Source organism: Pseudomonas sp. NFIX28 (genome assembly GCF_900107395.1).
Classification (GTDB): domain Bacteria; phylum Pseudomonadota; class Gammaproteobacteria; order Pseudomonadales; family Pseudomonadaceae; genus Aquipseudomonas.
In genome coordinates, this window is sequence record NZ_FNPW01000001.1 from 727,425 (window position 1) to 748,427 (window position 21,003).

Sequence of the window (21,003 nt, forward strand, 5' to 3'; positions counted from 1 at the left end):
ATCCCTTCCTCCAGCCACCCCGCAAGCTACTGCATCCGCCGCCCTGCTTGCCTTCGCGCTCAGTCGCAACGACGCGCCAAAAGGCCGATATAGGCACTGAACATGTCGGCCATGGCATCGGCGTAGGCCTGGATCTCAGTGACGGTGCGGGGGTTTTCCGAAAAGTCCTTGCCCACGCTGCCGAGCGTGCAGGTAATCAGCTCGCCGGCCAAAGCCCGGGTGGCCTGGGGCGCCTGGGGCAGCACCTGCGCCATGAAAACCTGGAAAATCCGTTCGCCCTCTGCCCTCACGGCCTGCGCTTCGGGGGCATCGCGATACAGCGGCGCGGCGTCGTTGAGCGCCACGCGCATCCTGGCTTCCTCGCATTCGGACTGGATAAAGGCCCGGACCAGCACCCGCAGCCGCTCCAGCGGGGCCATGCGGACATCCTCGAGAATGCCGCGCAGCATTTGCGTGGTCTGTTGCCACTCATCGCTTTGCAGCCGGAACAGGATCGCCGCCTTGTTCGGAAAGTACTGATACAGCGAGCCGATACTGACGCCGGCCTTCTCGGCCACCCGCGCCGTGGTGAAACGCTGCGCGCCCTCCACGGCCAAAACCTGAGTAGCGGCTTGCAGGATCGCCGCCACAAGCTCCGTCGAGCGGGCCTGTTGCGGGTGTTTACGCGAGCAAACCTGTGGGGTCCGGCGATTGCTCATAAGGCCACCACGTGGCCTGCGCCAATGCGAATAGCGGATGCGTTCACTTGCTCATACTCTCTAAATGCGACGAATTGATCGCATTTTAGCCGCGCGCCGCAAGGCGTCCACTTCGCATCGGAGCACTCATGACCAGCACACTGACGACTTCCCCGCTCGCGCCCTTGCTCGATCGCCTGTTCGAGCAGGCCCACACGGCCACCAGCCCGGCCATCGCCGATCTCTCCCACGAGGAACGCGAGCGCCTGATGCACAGCAAGACCGACTACCTGGATTTCTATGGCCGTCTGAAGGACTTCTGGCTGCCGGTTTCACGGGAGACCGGCGGGCTGCTGTACATGCTGGCGCGCAGCACACGGGCGCGATACATCGTCGAGTTCGGCACCTCCTTCGGCATCTCGACCCTGCACCTGGCCGCGGCCATCCGCGACAACGGCGGCGGTCGCCTGATCGGCAGCGAGTTCGAGGCGTCCAAGGTGCAACGCGCACGCCAGCACCTGCTCGAGGGCGGCGTCGATGACCTGGTGGAGATCCGCGAGGGCGATGCGCTCAAGACCCTGGCGACCGACCTTCCCGAATCCATCGACCTGCTGTTGCTCGACGGCGCCAAGGCGCTGTATGCCGACATCCTGGCCCTGGTCGAGAGCCGCCTGCGGCCGGGCGCACTGATCGTCGCCGACAACACCGATTACAGCCCGGACTACCTGAAACGCGTGCGCTCGCCAGGCAGCGGCTATCTGTCCGTGCCCTTCGGCGAAGACGTGGAGCTGTCGATGCGGCTGGGCTGAAGCGACCTGCGCGACAGGTCATCGGTGTTCGGAAGGCTCGCCAGGGCCTTCCGCCTTTAACGGCCCTTTTGCGCATGGCCGGACGCGGCATTTCTGGCCTCGATCGAGGGGGCATGCTCGCCTTCGTAGCACAATCCGCTTGAATACTTGCCTGATCCTCTGGACTTGCCGGCCCGTGGATAGGAAAGCCGCCCTCCCTGGACTAGAGTCCGGCCAGGAGGAGCCGGCTGCCCTGAGCCCCGCTAGCGCGGCGAGCAACCTCGCCCCTTCCCGCCCCCGCCTGCTGCGCCGCGATCGAACCCAGGGCCTGTACATCGCCAGGGCCATCGACCGGTTCATTTCGTTGTCGCAGCGCCTCGGGGCAGACCACCGATTCGCCCGCCCGCGGCCCTGGTCCGGGTTCTCGAGCGGGAATGCGCCACAAAAAATAACCAGACAGCCACCGATGATCAGCAGGTGAACCATGGAACTACGAATCAACCAAAAGACCTACCAGGTCGATGCCGACGCCGACACGCCGTTGCTGTGGGTGATCCGCGATGACCTGGGCCTGACCGGCACCAAGTACGGCTGCGGCCTGGCGCAATGCGGCGCATGTTCGGTGCTGGTCGACGGCAATGTGGTACGCGCCTGCGTGACCCCGGTGGCGGGTGTGGTCGGCCGCGAGGTCACCACCATCGAGGCCATCGAGACCGACGAAGTCGGCAAGCGCGTGGTCGCCGCCTGGGTCGAGCATCAGGTGGCCCAATGCGGCTATTGCCAGTCCGGCCAAGTCATGGCGGCCACCGCGCTGCTCAAGCACAGCCCCGCTCCCAGCGACGCGCAGATCCAGGCGGCCATGGTCAACCTGTGTCGATGCGGCACCTACAACGCCATCCGCACCGCCGTGCATGACCTCGCCCAGCTCGCCAAGAAGGAAAGCGCCTGATGAACAAGCCCATCGACTCCGCTGAAGACCTCCTGGCCCTGGCGCTGGACGAGCCGGTCAACCTGTCCCGCCGGCGCTTCCTGGCCGGTACCGCCGTCGGCGCGCTGGTAGTGGGTTTCGGCCTGCCGCTCGGCTCGGCCAGGGTCCTGGCCGCCACGACCACCCCCGCTGCACGCGGAACTCAGGTCCCGGCGTTTCTGGAGATTCGCCCGGACGGCAGTGTGCGCCTGCTCAGCCCCTTCATGGAGGGCGGACAAGGCACCCACACCGCCATGGCGCAGATCGTCGGCGAGGAACTGGACGCCGACCCCGCGACCTTCGTGGTCGAGGCCGCGCCGCCCGGCGAAGCCTATGTGGTGATGGAAAACGGCATGCGCATCACCGGCGGCAGCATGTCGGTGCGCATGAGCTACCCGGCCATGCGCCGCCTTGGCGCCCTCGCCCGGGCCATGCTGTTGCAGGCCGCTGCCGAGCAGCTCGGCGTGCCGGTCAACCAGCTGAGCACCGAGCCCGGCAAAGTGCTGCATGTCGCCTCGGGGCGTTCGCTGGGCTACGGCGAACTGGCCGGTCGCGCCCTGGACATGCCGGTGCCAGACCCGGCCAGCGTGCAACTGCGCGACCCGAGCCAGTTCCGCTGGATCGGCAAGCCGGTGCGGCGCGTCGATGCCTACGACAAATCCACCGGCAAGGCCCTGTACAGCATCGACATGCGGGTTGACGGCATGCTCCACGCCGCCGTGCAGCACGCGCCGCGCCTGGGCATGACGGTGGGCAGCCTGCGCAACGAGGCGCAGGTCAAGGCCATGAAAGGCGTGCACTCCGTTCACTTGTTGCCCGGCGCGGTGGCCGTGGTGGCCGAACGCTGGTGGCACGCCAAGCGCGCCGTCGAGGCGGTCCAGGTCGAGTGGCTGGAACCGGGCGCCGATTCCAAGGTGCGGCCGATGCCGGCGGACTTCTCCAGCGATGCCTTTCGCGATGTTCTGGCCGCCCAGCAAGGCCCGGCCCGCGACGAAGAAAACCAGGGCGATGTGGCTGCCGCCCTGGACAGCGCCAAGACCCAGGTCGAGGCGACCTATCACAATCAATACCTCAACCACGCGCAGTTGGAGCCGCCTTCGGCCCTGGCGCGCTTCAACGCCGATGGCTCGCTGGAAATCTGGCTGCCCAACCAGGCGCCGGACATGTTCCGCGACGACATCGCCAAGCGCACCGGCCTCGATCCGTCGCGAATCACCCTGCACTCGCCGTTGCTGGGCGGCTTCTTTGGCCGGCACTTCCTGTACGACTCGGCCAGCCCCTACCCGCAGGCGATTGCCTTGGCCAAGGCCACGGGCCGGCCGATCAAGCTGATCTGGAGCCGCGAGGAAGAGTTCCTGCGTGACGTGCTGCGCCCCGTGGCCGTGGTCAAGTTCCGTGCCGCACTCGATGCCCAGGGCCTTCCCGTGGCCATCGAAGCGGTGAGCGCCACCGAAGGCCCTACCGAGGCCATCGCCGGCAAACAGGGCGAAAAACTCGACCCCACCGCCCTCGAAGGCCTGTCGGGCAAGGCCTACGCCATCGCCAACAAGCGTATCGGGCAGATCTACGTCAAGGGCCCGGCCATGCTCGGCTACTGGCGTTCGGTGGGCAATTCGCTCAACGACTTCTTTTACGAGGCGTTCCTCGACGAACTGGCCGACCGGGGCGGCCACGATCCGTTCGAGCTGCGCCTGCACCTGCTGCGTGACAACCCGCGCCTGACCACGCTGCTGCAGGCGGTGGGCGAACTGTCCGGCGGCTGGAAGCGCGGCCCGTTCACCGCCGAGGACGGCAGCCGGCGCGCTCGTGGCGTGGCCATGGCCTCGCCGTTCGGCTCGGAGGCGGCAGTGGTCGCCGAAGTGTCGATTGAGGGCGGCCAGGTCAAGGTCCACGACATCTGGCAGGCCATCGACCCGGGCAGCATCGTCAACCCGGCGATCGTCGCGGCCCAGGTCAATAGCGCCGTGGCCCTGGGCCTGTCCCAGGCGTTGTTGGAAGAAGCGGTGTACGTGGACGGCAAGCCGCGGGCGCGCAACTACGACCTGTACCCGATCCTGCCGCCTTCACGCATGGCGCGGGTGCACGTGCGGATTGTCGAGAGTGGCGAAAAGATGGGCGGCATCGGCGAACCACCGCTGCCCGCCGTGGCGCCGGCGGTGGCCAACGCGGTGGCGCGGCTGACCGGCCAGCGCATCCGTAGCCTGCCATTGAGCCGATACACCTTCAGCTGACCGACCAGGACTGCCCATGAATAACCGCCGATTCGCAAGAACCGCAGGCTGGCTGGCCTTGCCGTGCCTGGTCGCGGCAGGCCTGCTGGCCTGGTATGTCACCCGCGAGCCTGCCTCGCCCTTCGAGCAGGAACAGGCCGCAGCGACCCGCTTCGACCCCGCCTTGGTGAGCCGCGGCGAGTACGTCGCCCGGGTCAGCGATTGCGTGGCCTGCCACAGCCTGCCGGGCAAGGCGCCCTTCGCCGGCGGCCTGGAAATGGCCACGCCGCTGGGCGCCATCCACGCCACCAACGTCACCCCCGACCGGGACACCGGCATCGGTGCCTACAGCCTGGCCGACTTCGACCGCGCCGTGCGCCATGGCGTCGCCCCGGGCGGTCGGCGGCTCTACCCGGCCATGCCCTACCCGTCCTACGTCAAGCTCAGCGACGATGACATGCGCGCGCTGTACGCGTTCTTCATGAAAGGCGTGCAACCGGCCAGCCAGCCCAACATCCCCAGCGCTATCCCCTGGCCGCTGAACATGCGCTGGCCCATCGTGCTGTGGAACGGTCTGTTCGCCCCGAGCACGCCCTACGCGGCCAAACCGGCGCAGGATGCGTTGTGGAACCGCGGCGCCTACATCGTCCAGGGGCCGGGCCACTGCGGCAGCTGCCACACCCCGCGCGGCCTGGCGTTCAACGAGAAGGCCCTGGACGAGTCCGGCGCGCCGTTCCTTGCTGGCGCCCTGCTCGACGGCTGGTATGCCCCCAGCCTGCGCCAGGACTCCAACACCGGCCTGGGCCGCTGGAGCGAGCCGCAGATCGTGCAGTTCCTCAAGACCGGGCGTAACCAGCACGCGGTGGTCTACGGCTCGATGACCGAGGCCTTCAACAACTCCACCCAATTCATGGCCGACGAGGACCTGGCCGCGATCGCCCGCTATCTCAAGTCGCTGCCCGGCGATCCGCAGCGCGACGGCGCGCCCTGGCAGTACCAGGCCGTGTCCGCCACCGCCCGCCTGGACAGCCCCGGCGCCCATACCTACGTGACCCGCTGCGCCTCCTGCCATGGCCTGGACGGCCAGGGCCAGGCCGAGTGGATGCCGCCTTTGGCGGGCGCCACTTCGGCACTGGCCAAGGAAAACGCGTCGGCGATCAACATCACCCTCAACGGCTCGCAGCGGATCGTTGCCGCCGGCGTGCCGGATGCCTACCGCATGCCGGCCTTTCGCGAGCAATTGTCGGACCGGGAAATCGCCGAGGTCCTGAGCTTCGTGCGCGGCACCTGGGGTAATTCGGGCGGCGCGGTCGACGCGCAAGCGGTCGGCCAGCTGCGCGGGCATACCGACCCGGCCAGCAGCAGCCCGATCATCCTGCACATGCGCTGAAAGCAGGAGCGACATGCTGGCGATCCCCCTGGCCAGGAGCGGATCTGCCAGCAGCCCCTCCCATGAACAACCGAGGTTCCCATGGAAAGCATCGATCTACTGGTCCTGAGCACCGCCCATGACTGGCTCCAGGCCGGTCACCGCGTGCTGCTCGCCACCGTGGCCCGCACCTGGGGCTCCTCGCCCCGCCCCGTGGGCTCGATGATGGCCCTGCGCGGTGATGGTCGGGTGGTGGGCAGCGTGTCGGGAGGTTGCATCGAGGACGACCTGATCCACCGCTACACCAACGCCTATGGCGGCAATGGCCTGCCGGACGGGCCGCCGCAAATGGTGCGCTACGGCATCAGCGCCGACGAAGCCCATCGCTTCGGCCTGCCCTGTGGCGGCACGCTGGAACTGATCCTCGAATTCACCCCCTCCAGGGATGCCCTCGAACGGCTGCTGGCCCAGCTCAACGCCGGCAACCTGATGCGCCGCAGCCTGGACCTGGGCAGCGGCCAGGTGTCGCTGGCCATCAGTGCGACCCCGGAGCAGTTCGTCTTCGATGGCCAGCAAATGATCAACACCCTGGGCCCCGGCTACCGCCTGCTGCTGATCGGCGCCGGCGCCCTGGCCGAATACCTGGCGACCATGGCGCTGTTCAATGGCTTCCGGGTCGCGGTCTGCGACCCCCGGCCCGAATATATCGACGGCTGGAACGTCGCCGGCGTGGAGCAGTTGGTTGGCATGCCGGACGACGTGGTCCGCGCTTTTGCCCCAGACCTGCGCACGGCGATTGTCGCCGTCAGCCATGACCCCAAGCTCGACGACCTGGCCTTGCTCGAGGCCCTGCACCGCCCGGGCTTCTACATCGGTGCGATCGGTTCGCGGCGCAACAGCCAGCTGCGCCGCGAACGCCTGATCGAGCACTTCGGCGAAACCGCGACGTCGCTGCGGCGCCTGCACGGGCCGATCGGCATCTACATCGGCAGCAAGACACCCGCCGAGATCGCCGTGAGCGTCATGGCCGAGATCCTCGCCGCCAAGAACGGCATTGCCCTGCCCGGCGCCATCGACATATCGACAGCCAAGCAGGCCCGCGAGCGAGCGTTGCCCGCGGCCTGATCGAGGCATCGCTGGCGAGCGCGGAATGGGTCGCTATCAGTGGCGGTATTGCGCTCAGCGCTCCTCGTCTTCCCAGGCCTCGCGCTGCACCGGGTGGATCGCCAGGTAGCTGTCGACGGCGTTGCCGATGGTCGGAAAGAACGCCGCCTCGCCCAGCCGGGCGAACAGCCCGAAGCGCTTCAACTTGTCCTTGACCGGGTCCTTCATCTCGGCCACGCACAGCTTGATGCCGGCCCCGTGCAGCGTGTCGTCCAGTTCCGCAAGCATGTCGGCGGACGTCACATCGACGCTGGTCACCGGTTGCGCCGCCACCACCAGCCAGCGCACCGGTGTCGGCGATGCGGCCACCGCGTCCAGCACGCGGTCGTGGAACAGTTCGGCGTTGGCGAAGAACAACGGGGCATCCCAGCGAAACAGCACCAGACCGGGAATCAACCGCGCCTCGGGGTAGCGGGTGATGTCGTGATAGCCCTTGATCCCGTCTACCCGTCCCAGCACGGCCGAATAAGGGCGCCATCCATCCCACAGAAACTCGATGACCGCGATCACGATGGCCAGCCCGATCCCCTCGATCGCCCCCAGCACGGCCACGCCGATGGTGCAGACGATAGACAGCCAGAACTCCCATTGCTGGATTCGATAAATCCGCCGCAGGTCGCTGACCTCGATCAGGCCGATGGCGGAGGCGATCACCACCGCGGCCAGGGCGCTGGTGGGCAGGTCCTGCAACAGGTCCGGCGCCATCACCAGCAGCAGGGCCACGGCCAGCGCTCCAACGACCCCGGTCAGTTGGGTCTTGGCGCCCGCCGCCTCGGCCACCGGGGTGCGCGACGAGCTGCTGCTGATCGCAAAACCCTGGAACAGCCCGGCGGCCAGGTTGGCGATGCCCAGGCCGACCATTTCCTGGTTGGGGTCGACATAGGTGCGGGTCCGCGCCGCATACACCCGCGAGAGCACGCTGGTGTCGGCGAACGAAACCAGGGCCACGGCGCAACCGCCGATCAGCACCGGCACCACATCGTCAGGGCGGATCCAGGGAATGGCGAATGCGGGCAAGCCCTGTGGCAGCGAGCCAAGGACCGACACCCCGGCCCGCGCCGACAGGTCCAGCACGGCGACCGCGACAGTCGCCGCGGTGACGGCGATCAAAATGCCCGGCACCCGCTTGCTGTTGCGAAACACCAGGATCACCGCCAGGGTCGCCGCGCCGACCATGAAGGCGCTCCAATTGGTCTTGCCATCCCACACGGCTTCGATGATCGCCCAGAGGTTTCTCAATGGCCCGTCGACTTCGACCGAAAAGCCGAAGAATTTCGGCAACTGGCTGATCAAGACCGTCAGCGCGATGCCGTTCATGTATCCGTAGCGGATCGGCTTGGACAGCAGCTCCGTGACAAACCCCAGGCGCGCCAGGCCGGCCAGGATGCAGACCGCCCCCGCGACGATCGCCATCATGCCGGCCAGCGCCACCGCGCGCTGCGGGTCGCCGCCCGACAGCGGCAGGACGACGGCGAGGATCACCGCGGCCAGCGACGAATCCGGCCCCAGCACCAGGATCCGGCTGGGGCCGAACAGCGCATATGCGAGCAACGGCACGATGGTCGCGTAGAGCCCATAGATGCCCGGCAGGCCCGACGCTACCGCGTAGGCAATGCCCACCGGCACCAGCATGGTGGTCAGCACCAGGCCGGCCACGAAGTCGTGGCGCAACCAGGCCATCCGGTATTCGCGCAGCATGTGCAGCCCCGGTAGCCAGCGGCTCCAGCGATGCGCGACGGTGCCGCTGTCACGCCGGGCAATGCGCCCGGGTTCCGGAGCGGGAGGCGAAGAACCCGAATGGTTCATGGGACGGTGGCCCTGTGCTGTGCGGCGCGGATCGGCTCGGGAGCCGGCTCAGAACGGCTCGGGAATACGCCGCAACGGATAATCCGGCTCGCGATAACCGCCCGCTTTCTGGCGCTTGGGCAATACCACTTTTTCCCGTGGCACTTCCTTGTAGGGCACGCGGCTGAGCAGGTCGGAAATGATATTCAGCCGCGCACGGCGCTTGTCGTTGGAGTCGGCCACCAGCCAGGGGCCATGTTCGGTATCGGTGGCCTTGAACATCGCATCGCGGGCGCGGGAGTAGTCATACCAGCGGCTGTATGACTTGAGGTCCATGGGGCTGAGCTTCCAGATCTTGCGTCCGTCCTTGATCCGCGCCTCGAGCCGGCGGGTCTGTTCTTCCGGGCTGACCTCCAGCCAGTACTTGAGCAGGATGATGCCCGAGTCGACGATCGCCCGTTCCACCAGGGGCACCGCCTTGAGGAAGCTGGTGGCCTGCTCTTCGCTGCAAAAGCCCATCACCCGCTCGACGCCGGCGCGGTTGTACCAACTGCGGTCGAAGATCACCACCTCGCCCGCCGCCGGCAAATGCGGCAGGTAACGTTGCAGGTACATCTGGCTCTTCTCGCGGTCGTTCGGCGCCGGCAGCGCGACGACCCGGAATACCCGCGGGCTCACGCGCTCGGTGAGGGCCTTGATGGTCCCGCCCTTGCCCGCGCCATCGCGACCCTCGAAGACCACGCAGATCTTGACGCCCTTTTCGCGCACCCATTCCTGCAGCTTCACCAGCTCGACATGCAGCTTGCGCAGTTGCTCCTCATAGTCTTTCTTGGCCAGTTTCTCCGGTTCGACGGATACGCCCTTGGCGGCGCTCTTCTTGCTTTTTGCCATGACCAGAACCTCGTGTCGGCGTTATCGATCGGCTGAGTCTAGTCGATGATCGCGCCTGCACGGGGCTGGCGATGCAACGCCTTCGCCGGCCATTGCAGCAACCCGGCGCGTGCCTTGCGGGCGTTCAGCTCGACGGCTTGTTCGCCGCCAGATAGGGCGCCAGGCGCCGCGCCATTTCCTCGCCCAGCGCCTGCAGGCCGCTCATGGGGCGGATCATCACTTCGAACTCGACGATCTTGCCCGCCTCGTCGAAGCGGATCATGTCGATGCCCTTGAGCTGCCGATCGTCGACCCGCGCGCTGAACTCCAGCACCACGTTCAAGCCGTCGGCGCTGACCAGCTCACGGTGATAGGCGAAGTCGCTGAAGACCTTGCTCACGGTATTGAGAATGGTCGAGACCACCGGCACGCCCGGGTACGGGGTGTGGGCCATGGGCGAACGGAATAGCACTTTCGAATCCAGCAGCTCGGGCAAGGCGCCGAGGTCGCCCTGGGCCAGCATGGCGTGCCAGCGTTGCAAGGAGGCGGCAGCCTGGGGCTGCAGTTGCAGATCGGACATGGGGTTCTCCTGTCGCTTGTCGGGGTTGCACGGGGAACTGATTGACCGGGTCACGATAAGCGCCGGGCGCAGCCGGCAACAATGATCGCAAGTGACACTTGATTGATCGCAGCGAGCAATCGGCAACGGCAGCGCCCCACCCGGGCAACCCCTTCAATCACGGTTTGCCGGGTCTTGGCGGCTGCATCGCCGGGCCGTTATCGATATAGCGGCTTTTGATTTGCTCGACGGTGCCGTCACGGCGCATGGCGTCGATGGCCTTGGCCAGCTGGGCCACGACATCGGCGTCGCAAACCCTGGAACAGGCAAGGTAAAGCTCATGGCTCACCAGCGGCGGGCTCATCAGCAACGGCCGGCTGGAGACCCGCTGCCAGATATACCGGCTTTCCTGCACGCCGTTGAACCAGGCGTCCACCCGGCCCTTGAGCAGGAGTTGCGCGGGGTTCTCGCCGATTTTCATGGCATACACCTGCTGCGGGGCGAAGCCTTTGCTGCGCAGGATTTCTTCCTGGGCGCTGCCCAGGCCCACCGCGATCACCTTGAAGCGGCGCCGGGCTTCGTCGAAGTCCGCGACTTTATGCTCGAGGCTGAAAAACGCCCTGTCCATCTGCATGACCGGGGCAATCCAGGTGTAGTGGTTTTCCCGCTCGGGGGTCCGGCTGAGCGGCGCGAGCAGGACATTGGTCTTTTCCATGGCGTATTTTTGCGCCCGGGCCCACGGCAGGGTCCTGGGCTCGCTGGCATACCCGGCCTGCTTCAGCGCCCGTACAACCACGTCGCCGACAATCCCGTGACGCTCGCCCTGGTTGACCATGGTCAGGGGCGGCGCGTCCGGCAGGAGGAGCTCGAGGGAAGGATGCGCCGCGAGGCCGGGAACCGTTCCCAGCCATAGCGGCAGTAGCAGGCTGAAAAGAGCGACGCCTTTGGCTGGTGTTCTATCAATCACACAACGAGCCTCTTGTTGGCTTTTTATTGATTATGAGGGGGCCGGTGGTATCCGCCGTGGAGGGTAGAACAGTGTCGCTGCCCGCGTCCTGCTTGTACCGGCTGCCAGGACTGTTGCGCCGGCTTTTTTCCACATTGTTTGACTTCGGGCAAACGATGCCCGCCGCTGCAAGCGCGCCGGAGTATACGCCGGGAACGCCAGGGCCTCGGCAAGGGTCGTATCGCTCGCCTGGGTCGCACGGGGCAAACGTGTCAAGACGCCCGGACGGAGCGTCCACTGACCGACCGCGCGCGCGCGTGACTTGCCGCCGCGTCGCCAACCGCAAAAAATGCCCGGGCTTGGCAGGCAACCGGGGGTTTTCCGGCCTGCCATTGGCAAAGCCTGAACACCGGCTGTCTAGGCGAACGATAAACGCGCCGTTGGCCTTTTTTTCATGTTCGTTTCCCATTTTTACGCTTAACCTGAATCCATTCACCGGCACTGGCAGCTTGCCAGGCCTGGTGACCGAAACAAAAGCTAACACATTGATCTGGCTTTACTTTTACCTTGCGTGGTCTTTACTTCATTCGCCCATGGATGACCACGCCGACCTCACTTACGGACACCCTTCAATGACCGAATCCAAAACGCCTTTCCTGAATTTCCCCCACGGTGGCACAGGCGCTTTTTCTCCTTTCGATTACTGAACAACCTTTTCCCCTTCCGAGGTCTCAATGAGCCAGGCTTTCCTTCCTTTTTCGCGCCCAAGCATGGGCGATGAAGAGATTGCTGCGGTCGAGCAGGTTCTGCGTTCCGGCTGGATCACCACCGGGCCGAAGAACCAGGAACTCGAGCAGCAATTTGCCGCGCGGGTCGGCTGCAAGCATGCGGTGGCGCTGTCGTCGGCTACCGGTGGCATGCACCTCGCCTTGCTGGCCCTGGGGGTCGGCCCTGGCGACGAAGTGATCACCCCCTCGCAGACCTGGGTGTCCACCGCCAACATGATCTGCCTGCTGGGCGCGACCCCGGTGTTCGTCGACGTCGACCCGCACACCCTGATGACCGATGCCGCCACGGTTGAAGCGGCAATCACGCCGCGCACCAAGGCGATCGTCCCAGTGCATTACGCCGGTGCCGCCTTCGACCTCGACCCGCTGTACGCCCTCGCCGCCCGCCATGGCATCGCGGTGATCGAGGACGCCGCGCACGCCGCCGGCACCACCTATCGCGGCCGCGCCATCGGCGCTCGGGGCACGGCGATCTTTTCCTTCCATGCGATCAAGAACATGACCTGCGCCGAAGGCGCGATGTTTGTCAGCGATGACGAGGCCCTGGCCAACCGGGTGCGCATGCTCAAGTTCCATGGCCTGGGCGTCGATGCCTATGACCGCCTGACCCACGGGCGCAAGCCCCAGGCCGAGGTGATCGAACCCGGCTTCAAGTACAACCTGGCGGATATCAATGCCGCCATCGCCCTGGTGCAGTTGCGGCGCCTGGACGCGATCAATCGCCAGCGCGAAGTCCTGGCCAATGCCTACCTGGAGCAATTGCGCGACCTGCCGGTGCAACCGCTGCACCTGCCGCCGTATCCGCAACAGCATGCCTGGCACCTGTTTATCCTGCGCATCGACGCCGAGCGCTGCGGCATCGATCGCGACGGCTTCATGAAGGCCCTGCAGGAAAAAAACATCGGCAGCGGCATCCATTTCGTCGCCACTCACCTGCACAGTTATTATCGCCAGCGCTTTCCCCAGGTGCGGCTACCCCATACCGAATGGAACTCGGCACGCCTGTGCTCGATTCCGCTGTTCCCCGACATGACCCTCGACGATGTCGAGCGGGTCGTCGGCGCCATCAAAACCAGTCTGGACCCAAGCCTTTGAAACCTTATCCAATCGAGTTCGTGTCGATCGTCATCCCGGTCTACAACGAAGAAGAGAGCCTGCCCGAGCTGCTGCGGCGCACTGAAGCAGCCTGCCGCCAGCTCAAGCACGATTTCGAGATCGTCCTGGTCGACGACGGCAGCCGCGACGAGTCGGCGCAGATCCTCGAGGACGCCGCCAGCCGCGAAGGCAGCCCGGTGGTGGCGGTGATCCTCAATCGCAACTACGGCCAGCATGCGGCGATCATGGCCGGCTTCGAGCAATGCCGTGGCGACGTGGTCATCACCCTGGACGCCGACCTGCAGAACCCGCCGGAAGAAATCCCGCGCCTGGTGGCCCAGGCCGAGCTGGGCTACGACGTGGTCGGCACGGTGCGCAACAACCGCCAGGACTCCGCCTGGCGCCGCTGGCCGTCGAAGCTGATCAACCTCGCCGTGCAGCGCTCCACCGGCGTGGCCATGAACGACTACGGCTGCATGCTGCGCGCCTACCGCCGCAGCGTGGTCGACGCCATGCTCGCCTGTCGCGAACGCAGCACCTTTATCCCGATCCTGGCCAACAGCTTCGCCCGCCACACCACCGAGGTGCTGGTGAACCACGCCGAGCGCGAACACGGCGACTCCAAGTACAGCCCGATGCGCCTGATCAACCTGATGTTCGACCTGATCACCTGCATGACCACCACGCCGCTGCGCCTGTTGAGCATCATCGGCTTCAGCATGGCCGGTCTCGGCGTGCTGTTCGCCCTGCTGCTGATCTTCCTGCGCCTGGTGTTCGGCTCCGAATGGGCCGGCGACGGCATGTTCGTGCTGTTCGCCATCCTGTTCGTGTTCACCGGCGGCCAGTTCATCGGCATGGGCCTGTTGGGCGAATACCTGGGCCGCATGTACAGCGACGTGCGTGCCCGCCCGCGCTTCTTCATTGAAAAAGTCCTGCGCAGCCAGCCTGCCGCCCCGGCTCCCGCCATCACGGTCGACGGTCTAACTTCCACTCTCTCCGATCAGGTTTCGCCATGAGTCATAAAGCTGTTGTCTTTGCCTACCACGATATCGGCTGCGCGGGCATCGAAGCCCTGCTCGACGCAGGTTATGAAATCGGCGCGGTCTTCACCCATGCCGACGACCCGCAGGAAAACACCTTCTACGGCTCCGTGGCCCAGCTGTGCTCGCTCAAGGGCATCCCGGTGCATGCCCCGGAAGACGCCAACCACCCGCTGTGGGTCGAGCGCATCGCCAAGCTCAACCCCGACTACCTCTTCTCCTTCTACTATCGCAACCTGTTGAGCGAAGCGCTGTTGGCCACCGCCGGCAAAGGCGCCTTCAACCTGCACGGCTCGCTGCTGCCGAGCTACCGTGGCCGCGCCCCGGCCAACTGGGTGCTGGTCAACGGCGAAAGCGAAACCGGCGTGACCCTGCACCGCATGGTCAAACGCCCCGACGCCGGGGCGATCATTGCCCAGCAGCGAGTGGCCATCGAACGCCGCGACACCGCGCTGAGCCTGCACGGCAAGCTGCGCGACGCCGCCGCCAACCTGCTGCGCGACACCCTGCCCGCCCTGGCGCAAGGCAAGGTCAGCGAAACCGCCCAGGACGAATCCCGGGCCAGCTACTTCGGGCGCCGCACCGCGGCCGACGGCAAGTTGCTGTGGAGCCAGCCGGCCGAGCAGCTGTTCAACCTGGTGCGCGCCGTGACCAAGCCTTACCCGGGCGCGTTCTGCGCCGTGGGCGAGCACAAGCTGATCGTCTGGAGCGCCGAGGTGGTCAAGGGCAACGAAGGCCAGGCCCCGGGCCGGGTGATCAGCGTCGATCCGCTGCGCATCGCCTGCGGCGAGGACTCGCTGCTGATCAACGCCGGCCAGCGCAACGACAACGGCCTGTACCTCAGCGGCCCGCAACTGGCCAACGAACTGGGCCTGGTGGACGGCTCGCTGCTGCGCGGCGCCGAATCCGGCCGCGCGCCGCGCCGCACGCGGGTGCTGATCCTCGGCGTCAACGGTTTTATCGGCAATCACCTGTCCGAACGCCTGCTGCGTGACGACCGTTACGAAGTCTATGGCCTGGATATCGGTTCCGATGCCATCGAGCGCCTGCGTAGCCACCGGCATTTCCACTTCGTCGAAGGCGACATCAGCATCCACTCCGAGTGGATCGAGTACCACATCAAGAAATGCGACGTGGTCCTGCCGCTGGTGGCCATCGCCACGCCGATCGAATACACCCGCAACCCGCTGCGCGTGTTCGAGCTGGACTTCGAAGAGAACCTCAAGCTGGTTCGCTACTGCGTCAAATACAACAAGCGCGTGATCTTCCCGTCGACCTCCGAGGTCTACGGCATGTGCCAGGACCAGAACTTCGACGAAGACACCTCCAACCTGATCGTCGGCCCGATCAACAAGCAACGCTGGATCTATTCGGTGTCCAAGCAGCTGCTGGACCGGGTGATCTGGGCCTACGGCAGCAAAGGCCTGAACTTCACCCTGTTCCGCCCGTTCAACTGGATGGGCCCGCGCCTGGACCGCCTGGACTCGGCGCGCATCGGCAGCTCCCGGGCCATCACCCAGCTGATCCTCAACCTGGTGGAAGGCACGCCGATCCGCCTGTTCGATGGCGGCGAGCAGAAGCGCTGCTTTACCGACATCGCCGACGGCATCGAAGCCCTGGCGCGCATCGTCGACAACGAGAACGATGTGTGCAACGGCCAGATCATCAACATCGGCAACCCGGACAACGAAGCCAGCATCCGCCAGTTGGGCGAAGAGCTGCTGCGCCAGTTCGAGGCCCACCCGCTGCGCGGCAATTTCCCGCCGTTCGCCGGTTTCCGCGAAGTCGAGAGCAAGTCCTTCTACGGTGCCGGCTACCAGGACGTGGAACACCGCAAGCCGAGCATCGCCAACGCCAAGCGCCTGCTGAACTGGGAACCGAGCGTCGAGATGAAGGAAACCATCGGCAACACCCTGGACTTCTTCTTGCGCGAGGCCATGCTCGAAATCGCGGAGCACGCCAAAGAAGAAGCACGTTGATGCAGGCAGGCCTGCGAATCGACGTCGACACCTATCGCGGTACCCGCGAGGGGGTGCCGCGCTTGCTGGAACTGCTCGATGAAGCCGGGGTCAAGGCGACCTTCTTCTTCAGCGTCGGCCCGGACAACATGGGGCGCCACCTGTGGCGCCTGGTCCGTCCGCAATTTCTCTGGAAGATGCTGCGCTCCAACGCCGCCGGCCTGTATGGCTGGGACATCCTGCTGGCGGGCACGGCCTGGCCGGGCAAGCCGATCGGCCGCGCCCTCGGGCACCTGATGCGCCAGGCCCGGGACGCCGGCCATGAAGTCGGCCTGCACGCCTGGGACCATCACGGCTGGCAGGCCAATGCCGGGCGCTGGAGCCCGGCGCAACTGATCGAGCAGATCCGCCAGGGCGTCGACACCCTCAATGACATTCTCGGCCAGCGCATCGACTGCTCGGCCGCCGCCGGCTGGCGCGCCGACGCGTCGGTGATCGAGGCCAAGCAGGGTTTCGGCTTTCGCTACAACAGCGATTGCCGCGGTACGTCGATCTTCCAGCCACGGCTGGCGGACGGCAGCCTGGGCACCCCGCAGGTTCCGGTCGACATGCCGACCTTCGACGAAGTGGTCGGGCCGATTGTCGCCGCCTGCGATTTCAATGCATTCATCCTGGACCGGTTCCACCCGGAAAAGCTCAACGTCTACACCATTCACGCCGAGGTCGAAGGGATTTTGATGGCCAACGATTTTCGTCAACTGCTGGCCCAGGCGCGCCAGCGTGACATTCATTTCAATGCGCTGGGCGACTTGTTGCCCGCGTCCTTGCCGAGCCTGCCCCAGGGCCAGGTCGTGCGTGGTGCCCTCGACGGCCGCGAAGGCTGGCTGGGAGTACAAGGCGCATGACCAGACGCTGGGCCCTGCCTCTTTTACTGATTGCCTTCGGCCTGTTCTACCTGCTGCCGATGGCCACCCACGGTTTGTGGATTCCCGATGAAACCCGCTACGCGCAGATCAGCCAGGAGATGCTCCTGACCGGCCACTGGGCATCGCCGCATTTCATGGGCATCCGCTATTTCGAGAAGCCGGCCGCCGGCTATTGGATGATCGCCCTCGGCCAGGCGCTGTTCGGCCAGAACCTGTTCGGCGTGCGGGTGGCTTCGGCCCTGAGCATGGGCCTGAGCGTGCTGCTCACCTACCTGATGGCCAGGCGGCTGTGGAACGACCCGCGCAAGAGCCTGGTCTGCGCCCTGCTGTACATGAGTCTCTGCGTGGTGGTCGGCGCTGGCGGCTATGCCAACCTCGATCCGCAGTTCACCTTCTGGGTCAACCTGAGCCTGGTGGCGCTGTGGTTCGCCCTCGACAGCAGCACCTTGCGCAACCGCCTGCTGGCCTGGGCGGGCCTGGGTTTCGCCTGCGGCATGGGCTTCATGACCAAGGGGTTCCTCGCCTGGCTGTTGCCGGTGCTGATCGCCCTGCCCTACATGCTCTGGCACAAACGCCTGCGCGAACTGTTCGTCTACGGCGGCGTGGCGGTGCTGGTGGCGGTTCTCGTGAGCCTGCCGTGGGCCCTGGCGGTGCACGCCCAGGAAACGGATTACTGGCGGTTCTTCTTCTGGCATGAACACATCCGTCGTTTCGCCGGGGAAGACGCCCAGCATGCTTCGCCCTGGTGGTATTACCTGCCGTTGCTGGTGGCCTACAGCATGCCCTGGGTGCTGCTGCTACCGGCCGCCTTGCAGCAGGCCTGGCAGACCCGGCGCCAGGCGAGCATCGGCTTCCTGCTGTTGTGGCTGCTGCTGCCGCTGGCGTTCTTCAGCCTGAGCAAGGGCAAGCTGCCGGCCTATATCCTGCCGTGTCTGCTGCCATTGGCGCTGTTGATGGGCAACAGCCTGAGCGACCGCTTGCAGGCCGGGCAGACCAGGCTCATCAGCCTCAACGGCCTGCTCAACCTGGTGCTGGGCCTGTTGCTGCTGTTGACGCTGGTGTTCTTCCAGTTGAAGAAGCCGCTGTATGCCAACGAGCCCGGCCACCTGACGCTGGTGTTCATCGCCCTGTCCGGCTGGATTCTCTGCAATCTGCTGCAAGCCTTGCGCCCGCTGCGGCTGTGGGCCGCGCCGGCTCTCGGCAGCTGGCTGTTCATCGCCCTGGTGCCGGCCGGCCTGCCCAATTCGGTGGTGTACAACAAGATGCCGGATCAATTCATCATCGATCACGCCGAGGAACTCGCCCGCAGCCACACCCTGGTGAGCAACGACCTGGGCACGGCCTCGGCCCTGGCCTGGCGCCTCAAGCGCCCGGATATCGCCTTGTACAACACGACAGGCGAAGTGAAATATGGCCTGGCCTATCCTGACACCCAGCATCGCTATGTCGACCTGCGCTACGTCGGCCAATGGATGCCCGAGGCCCGCAAGCGGGGCCAGGTGGCCGTGGTCATGCGCATCAATGGCGACGAGCACTACGAAATCGATCTGCTGCCGCAGGACTTCAAACGTTATGACCAGGGCAATCTCGTGATCCTGATCTTCGCGCAGAGCCAACCATGAGCCTGTCGCTGCTGCTCGCCGCCTGCCTGCTGACCTGCCTGGGCCAGCTGGCGCAGAAGTTCGCCGTGGAAAGCTGGCGTGGCCAGCCCTCGGGCGCGCTGGCCAAACTGCGCTCGCCCTGGCTGTGGCTGGCCCTGGCCAGCCTCGGCCTGGGCTTGCTGGTGTGGCTGCTGGTGCTGCAGCGGGTCGAGGTCGGCATCGCCTATCCGATGCTCAGCCTGAACTTCGTGCTGATCACCCTGATCGCCCGCTTCGTCTTCCATGAGGCCATCGACCGCCGCCACTGGCTGGGCGTCGCGCTGGTGCTGGCGGGCGTGCTGCTGTTGAGTCGCCACGCATGAGCCGGGCGCGCGGTTTCACCTACGCCCTGGGCAGCGTGTTGCTGGTCAGTGCCGCGCAGCTGGGCATGCGCTGGAGCATGACGCGCCTGCCCACGCCCACGGACTGGCTGGCGGCGCTGGCCGGCGGCCAGGTCGACCCGCTGGCGCTGGGCGTGGTGCTGGCGGCGATCCTCGCCTACGCGCTGTCGATGCTCTGCTGGCTGGCGGCCCTGCGCGACCTGCCGCTGGGCCGGGCCTATTCCCTGCTCAGCATCAGCTACGCCCTGGTCTACCTGCTGGCCGCCGCGCTGCCGCTGTTCAACGAGCCGTTCAGTCTCTCGAAAACCCTAGGGGTGGCCTTGGTCATCCTCGGCGTCATTACCATCAATTCACGACCTGCTCCCGCGACAAGTCCCAGGAATACCCCATGAAAATCAGCGTATTTGGAAGTGGTTACGTCGGCCTCGTACAAGCCGCCGTGCTGGCCGAGGTCGGCCACGATGTCATCTGCATGGATATCGACGAGCACAAGGTCCAGCAGCTGCAACAGGGGCACGTCAGTATTTTCGAGCCCGGCCTGTCGAGCCTGGTGCGCGATAACCTGGAAAGCCGGCGCCTGAGCTTCACCAGCGACGAAAAGCTCGCGGTGCAGCACGGCCAGGTGCTGTTTATCGCCGTGGGCACGCCGTCCAGCGAGGACGGCTCGGCCGACCTGAGCTACGTGCTGTCGGTGGGCGACGCCGTGGCCCGGCATCGTGAGCAGCCGGTGATCCTGGTGGAGAAATCCACGGTGCCGGTGGGCACCGGCGACACCTTGAAGGCCCACATCGACAAGGCCCTGGACGGGCGCGCCCTGCAGTTCGATATCGTCTCCAACCCGGAATTCCTCAAGGAAGGCTCGGCGGTTTCCGACTGCCGCCGGCCGGACCGGATCATCGTCGGCTGCGAGCGCGAAGAGGTCCGCGACGTGATGCGCGACCTCTACGCGCCGTTCAACCGCAACCATGACCGCATCATGTTCATGGACCTGCGCAGCGCCGAACTGACCAAGTACGCCGCCAACTGCATGCTGGCGACCAAGATCAGCTTCATCAACCAGATCGCCGAGCTGGCCGAACACCTGGGCGCCGACATCGAGTCGGTGCGCCTGGGGATCGGCGCCGACTCGCGCATCGGCTATCACTTCATCTACCCGGGCTGCGGTTATGGCGGCTCGTGTTTCCCCAAGGACATGCGCGCGCTGATCCACAGCGCCGAGCAGGCCCATTGCTCCAGCGACCTGCTACAAGCGGTGGAAGCGATCAACGAGCGGCAGAAACACAAGCTGTTCGAGCGCATCAACGCCTTCTACCAGGGCGACCTGCAAGGCAAGACCTTCGCCCTCTGGGGCCTGGCCTTCAAGCCCAACACCGACGACATGCGCGACGCCCCCAGCCGGGTGCTGCTGGAAGCACTGTGGGCCGCCGGCGCCCATGTGCGCGCCTTCGACCCGGAAGCCATGCAGGAAACCCAGCGCCTGTACCCCGAAGAACCGAAGCTGATGCTGATGGGCACCCCGGAGTCGGTGCTGAACGACGCCGACGCGCTGATCATCTGCACCGAGTGGCAGCAGTTCAAGGCGCCGGACTTCCAGCTGCTGAAACAGCGCCTCAAGGCCCCGGTGATTTTCGACGGGCGCAACCTGTACGACGCCGAGCGCCTGGCCCGTGGTGGCTTCACTTACTTCCCGATCGGCCGCGGCGAATCGCGCCACCTGCCGATTCCGCACCGGCAATGGGCCGACGCCCGGGCCCGGGCCTGAATGCCCAGGGCCCGCAACGCCCCTGCCAGCGCCCTGCGTTGGCAAGCCTGCGGGCCGGGGCTGCTGGCCCTGCTGCTGTTTTGTGCCGGTGCCGCGCTCTTGAACGGTTGATCGCTCG

18 protein-coding genes are annotated in these 21,003 nt (G+C 65.9%); 13 read left to right on the forward strand and 5 right to left on the reverse strand.

The window, feature by feature from the left end:
* Window positions 1-59 precede the first annotated feature (59 nt).
* Window positions 60-698 carry a TetR/AcrR family transcriptional regulator gene (locus tag BLV20_RS03145; RefSeq protein WP_092296793.1) on the reverse strand — a complete coding sequence of 213 codons (639 nt, stop codon included), beginning with the start codon at window positions 696-698 and terminating at the stop codon, window positions 60-62.
* Window positions 699-826: 128 nt separating this feature from the next.
* Here BLV20_RS03145 and BLV20_RS03150 point away from each other — a divergent pair, with 128 nt between their 5' ends.
* From BLV20_RS03150 to BLV20_RS03175, 5 genes are all read left to right on the forward strand, one after another.
* Entirely contained in the window at window positions 827-1,486 is a 660-nt protein-coding gene (locus tag BLV20_RS03150; protein WP_092296796.1) for an O-methyltransferase, read from the forward strand.
* A 463-nt stretch (window positions 1,487-1,949) separates the two neighbouring features.
* Window positions 1,950-2,414, forward strand: coding sequence for a (2Fe-2S)-binding protein (locus tag BLV20_RS03160; protein ID WP_092296802.1), 465 nt, complete (start codon window positions 1,950-1,952; stop codon window positions 2,412-2,414).
* The gene (locus BLV20_RS03165; protein ID WP_092296805.1) at window positions 2,414-4,663 is read left to right on the forward strand and encodes a xanthine dehydrogenase family protein molybdopterin-binding subunit; all 2,250 of its coding nucleotides are present in this window, start codon (window positions 2,414-2,416) and stop codon (window positions 4,661-4,663) included. Before BLV20_RS03160 ends, BLV20_RS03165 begins: the two co-directional genes overlap by 1 nt.
* Before the next feature lie 16 nt (window positions 4,664-4,679).
* Window positions 4,680-6,032 carry a c-type cytochrome gene (locus tag BLV20_RS03170; RefSeq protein ID WP_092296808.1) on the forward strand — a complete coding sequence of 451 codons (1,353 nt, stop codon included), beginning with the start codon at window positions 4,680-4,682 and terminating at the stop codon, window positions 6,030-6,032.
* 81 nt (window positions 6,033-6,113) lie between these two features.
* Window positions 6,114-7,136 (forward strand): XdhC family protein, encoded by a 1,023-nt coding sequence (locus BLV20_RS03175; RefSeq protein ID WP_092296811.1) that lies wholly within the window; start codon window positions 6,114-6,116, stop codon window positions 7,134-7,136.
* A gap of 54 nt (window positions 7,137-7,190) precedes the next feature.
* On the opposite strand, the gene BLV20_RS03180 is transcribed toward BLV20_RS03175, so the two are convergent.
* The 4 genes from BLV20_RS03180 to BLV20_RS03195 form a co-directional block, all read right to left on the reverse strand.
* Window positions 7,191-8,981, reverse strand: a complete 1,791-nt coding sequence (locus tag BLV20_RS03180) for a SulP family inorganic anion transporter (protein WP_092296815.1) — start codon at window positions 8,979-8,981, stop codon at window positions 7,191-7,193.
* A 48-nt stretch (window positions 8,982-9,029) separates the two neighbouring features.
* Window positions 9,030-9,851 (reverse strand): polyphosphate kinase 2, encoded by an 822-nt coding sequence (gene ppk2, locus BLV20_RS03185; RefSeq protein WP_092296818.1) that lies wholly within the window; start codon window positions 9,849-9,851, stop codon window positions 9,030-9,032.
* Between the two features lie 124 nt (window positions 9,852-9,975).
* Window positions 9,976-10,410: a nuclear transport factor 2 family protein gene (locus BLV20_RS03190; protein WP_092296821.1), complete on the reverse strand. Its 435-nt coding sequence runs from the start codon at window positions 10,408-10,410 to the stop codon at window positions 9,976-9,978.
* 157 nt (window positions 10,411-10,567) lie between these two features.
* Window positions 10,568-11,356, reverse strand: coding sequence for a substrate-binding periplasmic protein (locus tag BLV20_RS03195; protein ID WP_092296824.1), 789 nt, complete (start codon window positions 11,354-11,356; stop codon window positions 10,568-10,570).
* Window positions 11,357-12,069: 713 nt separating this feature from the next.
* On the opposite strand from BLV20_RS03195, the gene arnB reads away from it, so the two are divergent.
* From arnB to BLV20_RS03235, 8 genes are read left to right on the forward strand one after another with little or no spacing between them, the layout of a single operon-like run.
* Entirely contained in the window at window positions 12,070-13,218 is a 1,149-nt protein-coding gene (gene arnB / locus BLV20_RS03200) for a UDP-4-amino-4-deoxy-L-arabinose aminotransferase (RefSeq protein WP_092296827.1), read from the forward strand.
* Window positions 13,215-14,234, forward strand: a complete 1,020-nt coding sequence (gene arnC, locus BLV20_RS03205; RefSeq protein WP_092296830.1) for an undecaprenyl-phosphate 4-deoxy-4-formamido-L-arabinose transferase — start codon at window positions 13,215-13,217, stop codon at window positions 14,232-14,234. Before arnB ends, arnC begins: the two co-directional genes overlap by 4 nt.
* Window positions 14,231-16,237: a bifunctional UDP-4-amino-4-deoxy-L-arabinose formyltransferase/UDP-glucuronic acid oxidase ArnA gene (arnA, locus tag BLV20_RS03210; RefSeq protein WP_092296833.1), complete on the forward strand. Its 2,007-nt coding sequence runs from the start codon at window positions 14,231-14,233 to the stop codon at window positions 16,235-16,237. Before arnC ends, arnA begins: the two co-directional genes overlap by 4 nt.
* Window positions 16,237-17,121, forward strand: a complete 885-nt coding sequence (gene arnD, locus BLV20_RS03215; RefSeq protein ID WP_092296836.1) for a 4-deoxy-4-formamido-L-arabinose-phosphoundecaprenol deformylase — start codon at window positions 16,237-16,239, stop codon at window positions 17,119-17,121. The genes arnA and arnD overlap by 1 nt, the downstream gene beginning before the upstream one ends.
* Window positions 17,118-18,764, forward strand: coding sequence for a lipid IV(A) 4-amino-4-deoxy-L-arabinosyltransferase (gene arnT / locus BLV20_RS03220; protein WP_092296839.1), 1,647 nt, complete (start codon window positions 17,118-17,120; stop codon window positions 18,762-18,764). Before arnD ends, arnT begins: the two co-directional genes overlap by 4 nt.
* On the forward strand, window positions 18,761-19,105 hold the full coding sequence (arnE, locus tag BLV20_RS03225; RefSeq protein WP_092296842.1) for a 4-amino-4-deoxy-L-arabinose-phosphoundecaprenol flippase subunit ArnE: 345 nt from the start codon (window positions 18,761-18,763) through the stop codon (window positions 19,103-19,105). Before arnT ends, arnE begins: the two co-directional genes overlap by 4 nt.
* Window positions 19,102-19,515 carry a 4-amino-4-deoxy-L-arabinose-phosphoundecaprenol flippase subunit ArnF gene (gene arnF, locus BLV20_RS03230; RefSeq protein ID WP_092296845.1) on the forward strand — a complete coding sequence of 138 codons (414 nt, stop codon included), beginning with the start codon at window positions 19,102-19,104 and terminating at the stop codon, window positions 19,513-19,515. Before arnE ends, arnF begins: the two co-directional genes overlap by 4 nt.
* Window positions 19,512-20,885, forward strand: a complete 1,374-nt coding sequence (locus BLV20_RS03235; RefSeq protein WP_092296848.1) for a UDP-glucose dehydrogenase family protein — start codon at window positions 19,512-19,514, stop codon at window positions 20,883-20,885. The genes arnF and BLV20_RS03235 overlap by 4 nt, the downstream gene beginning before the upstream one ends.
* The last annotated feature ends 118 nt before the right edge of the window (window positions 20,886-21,003 follow it).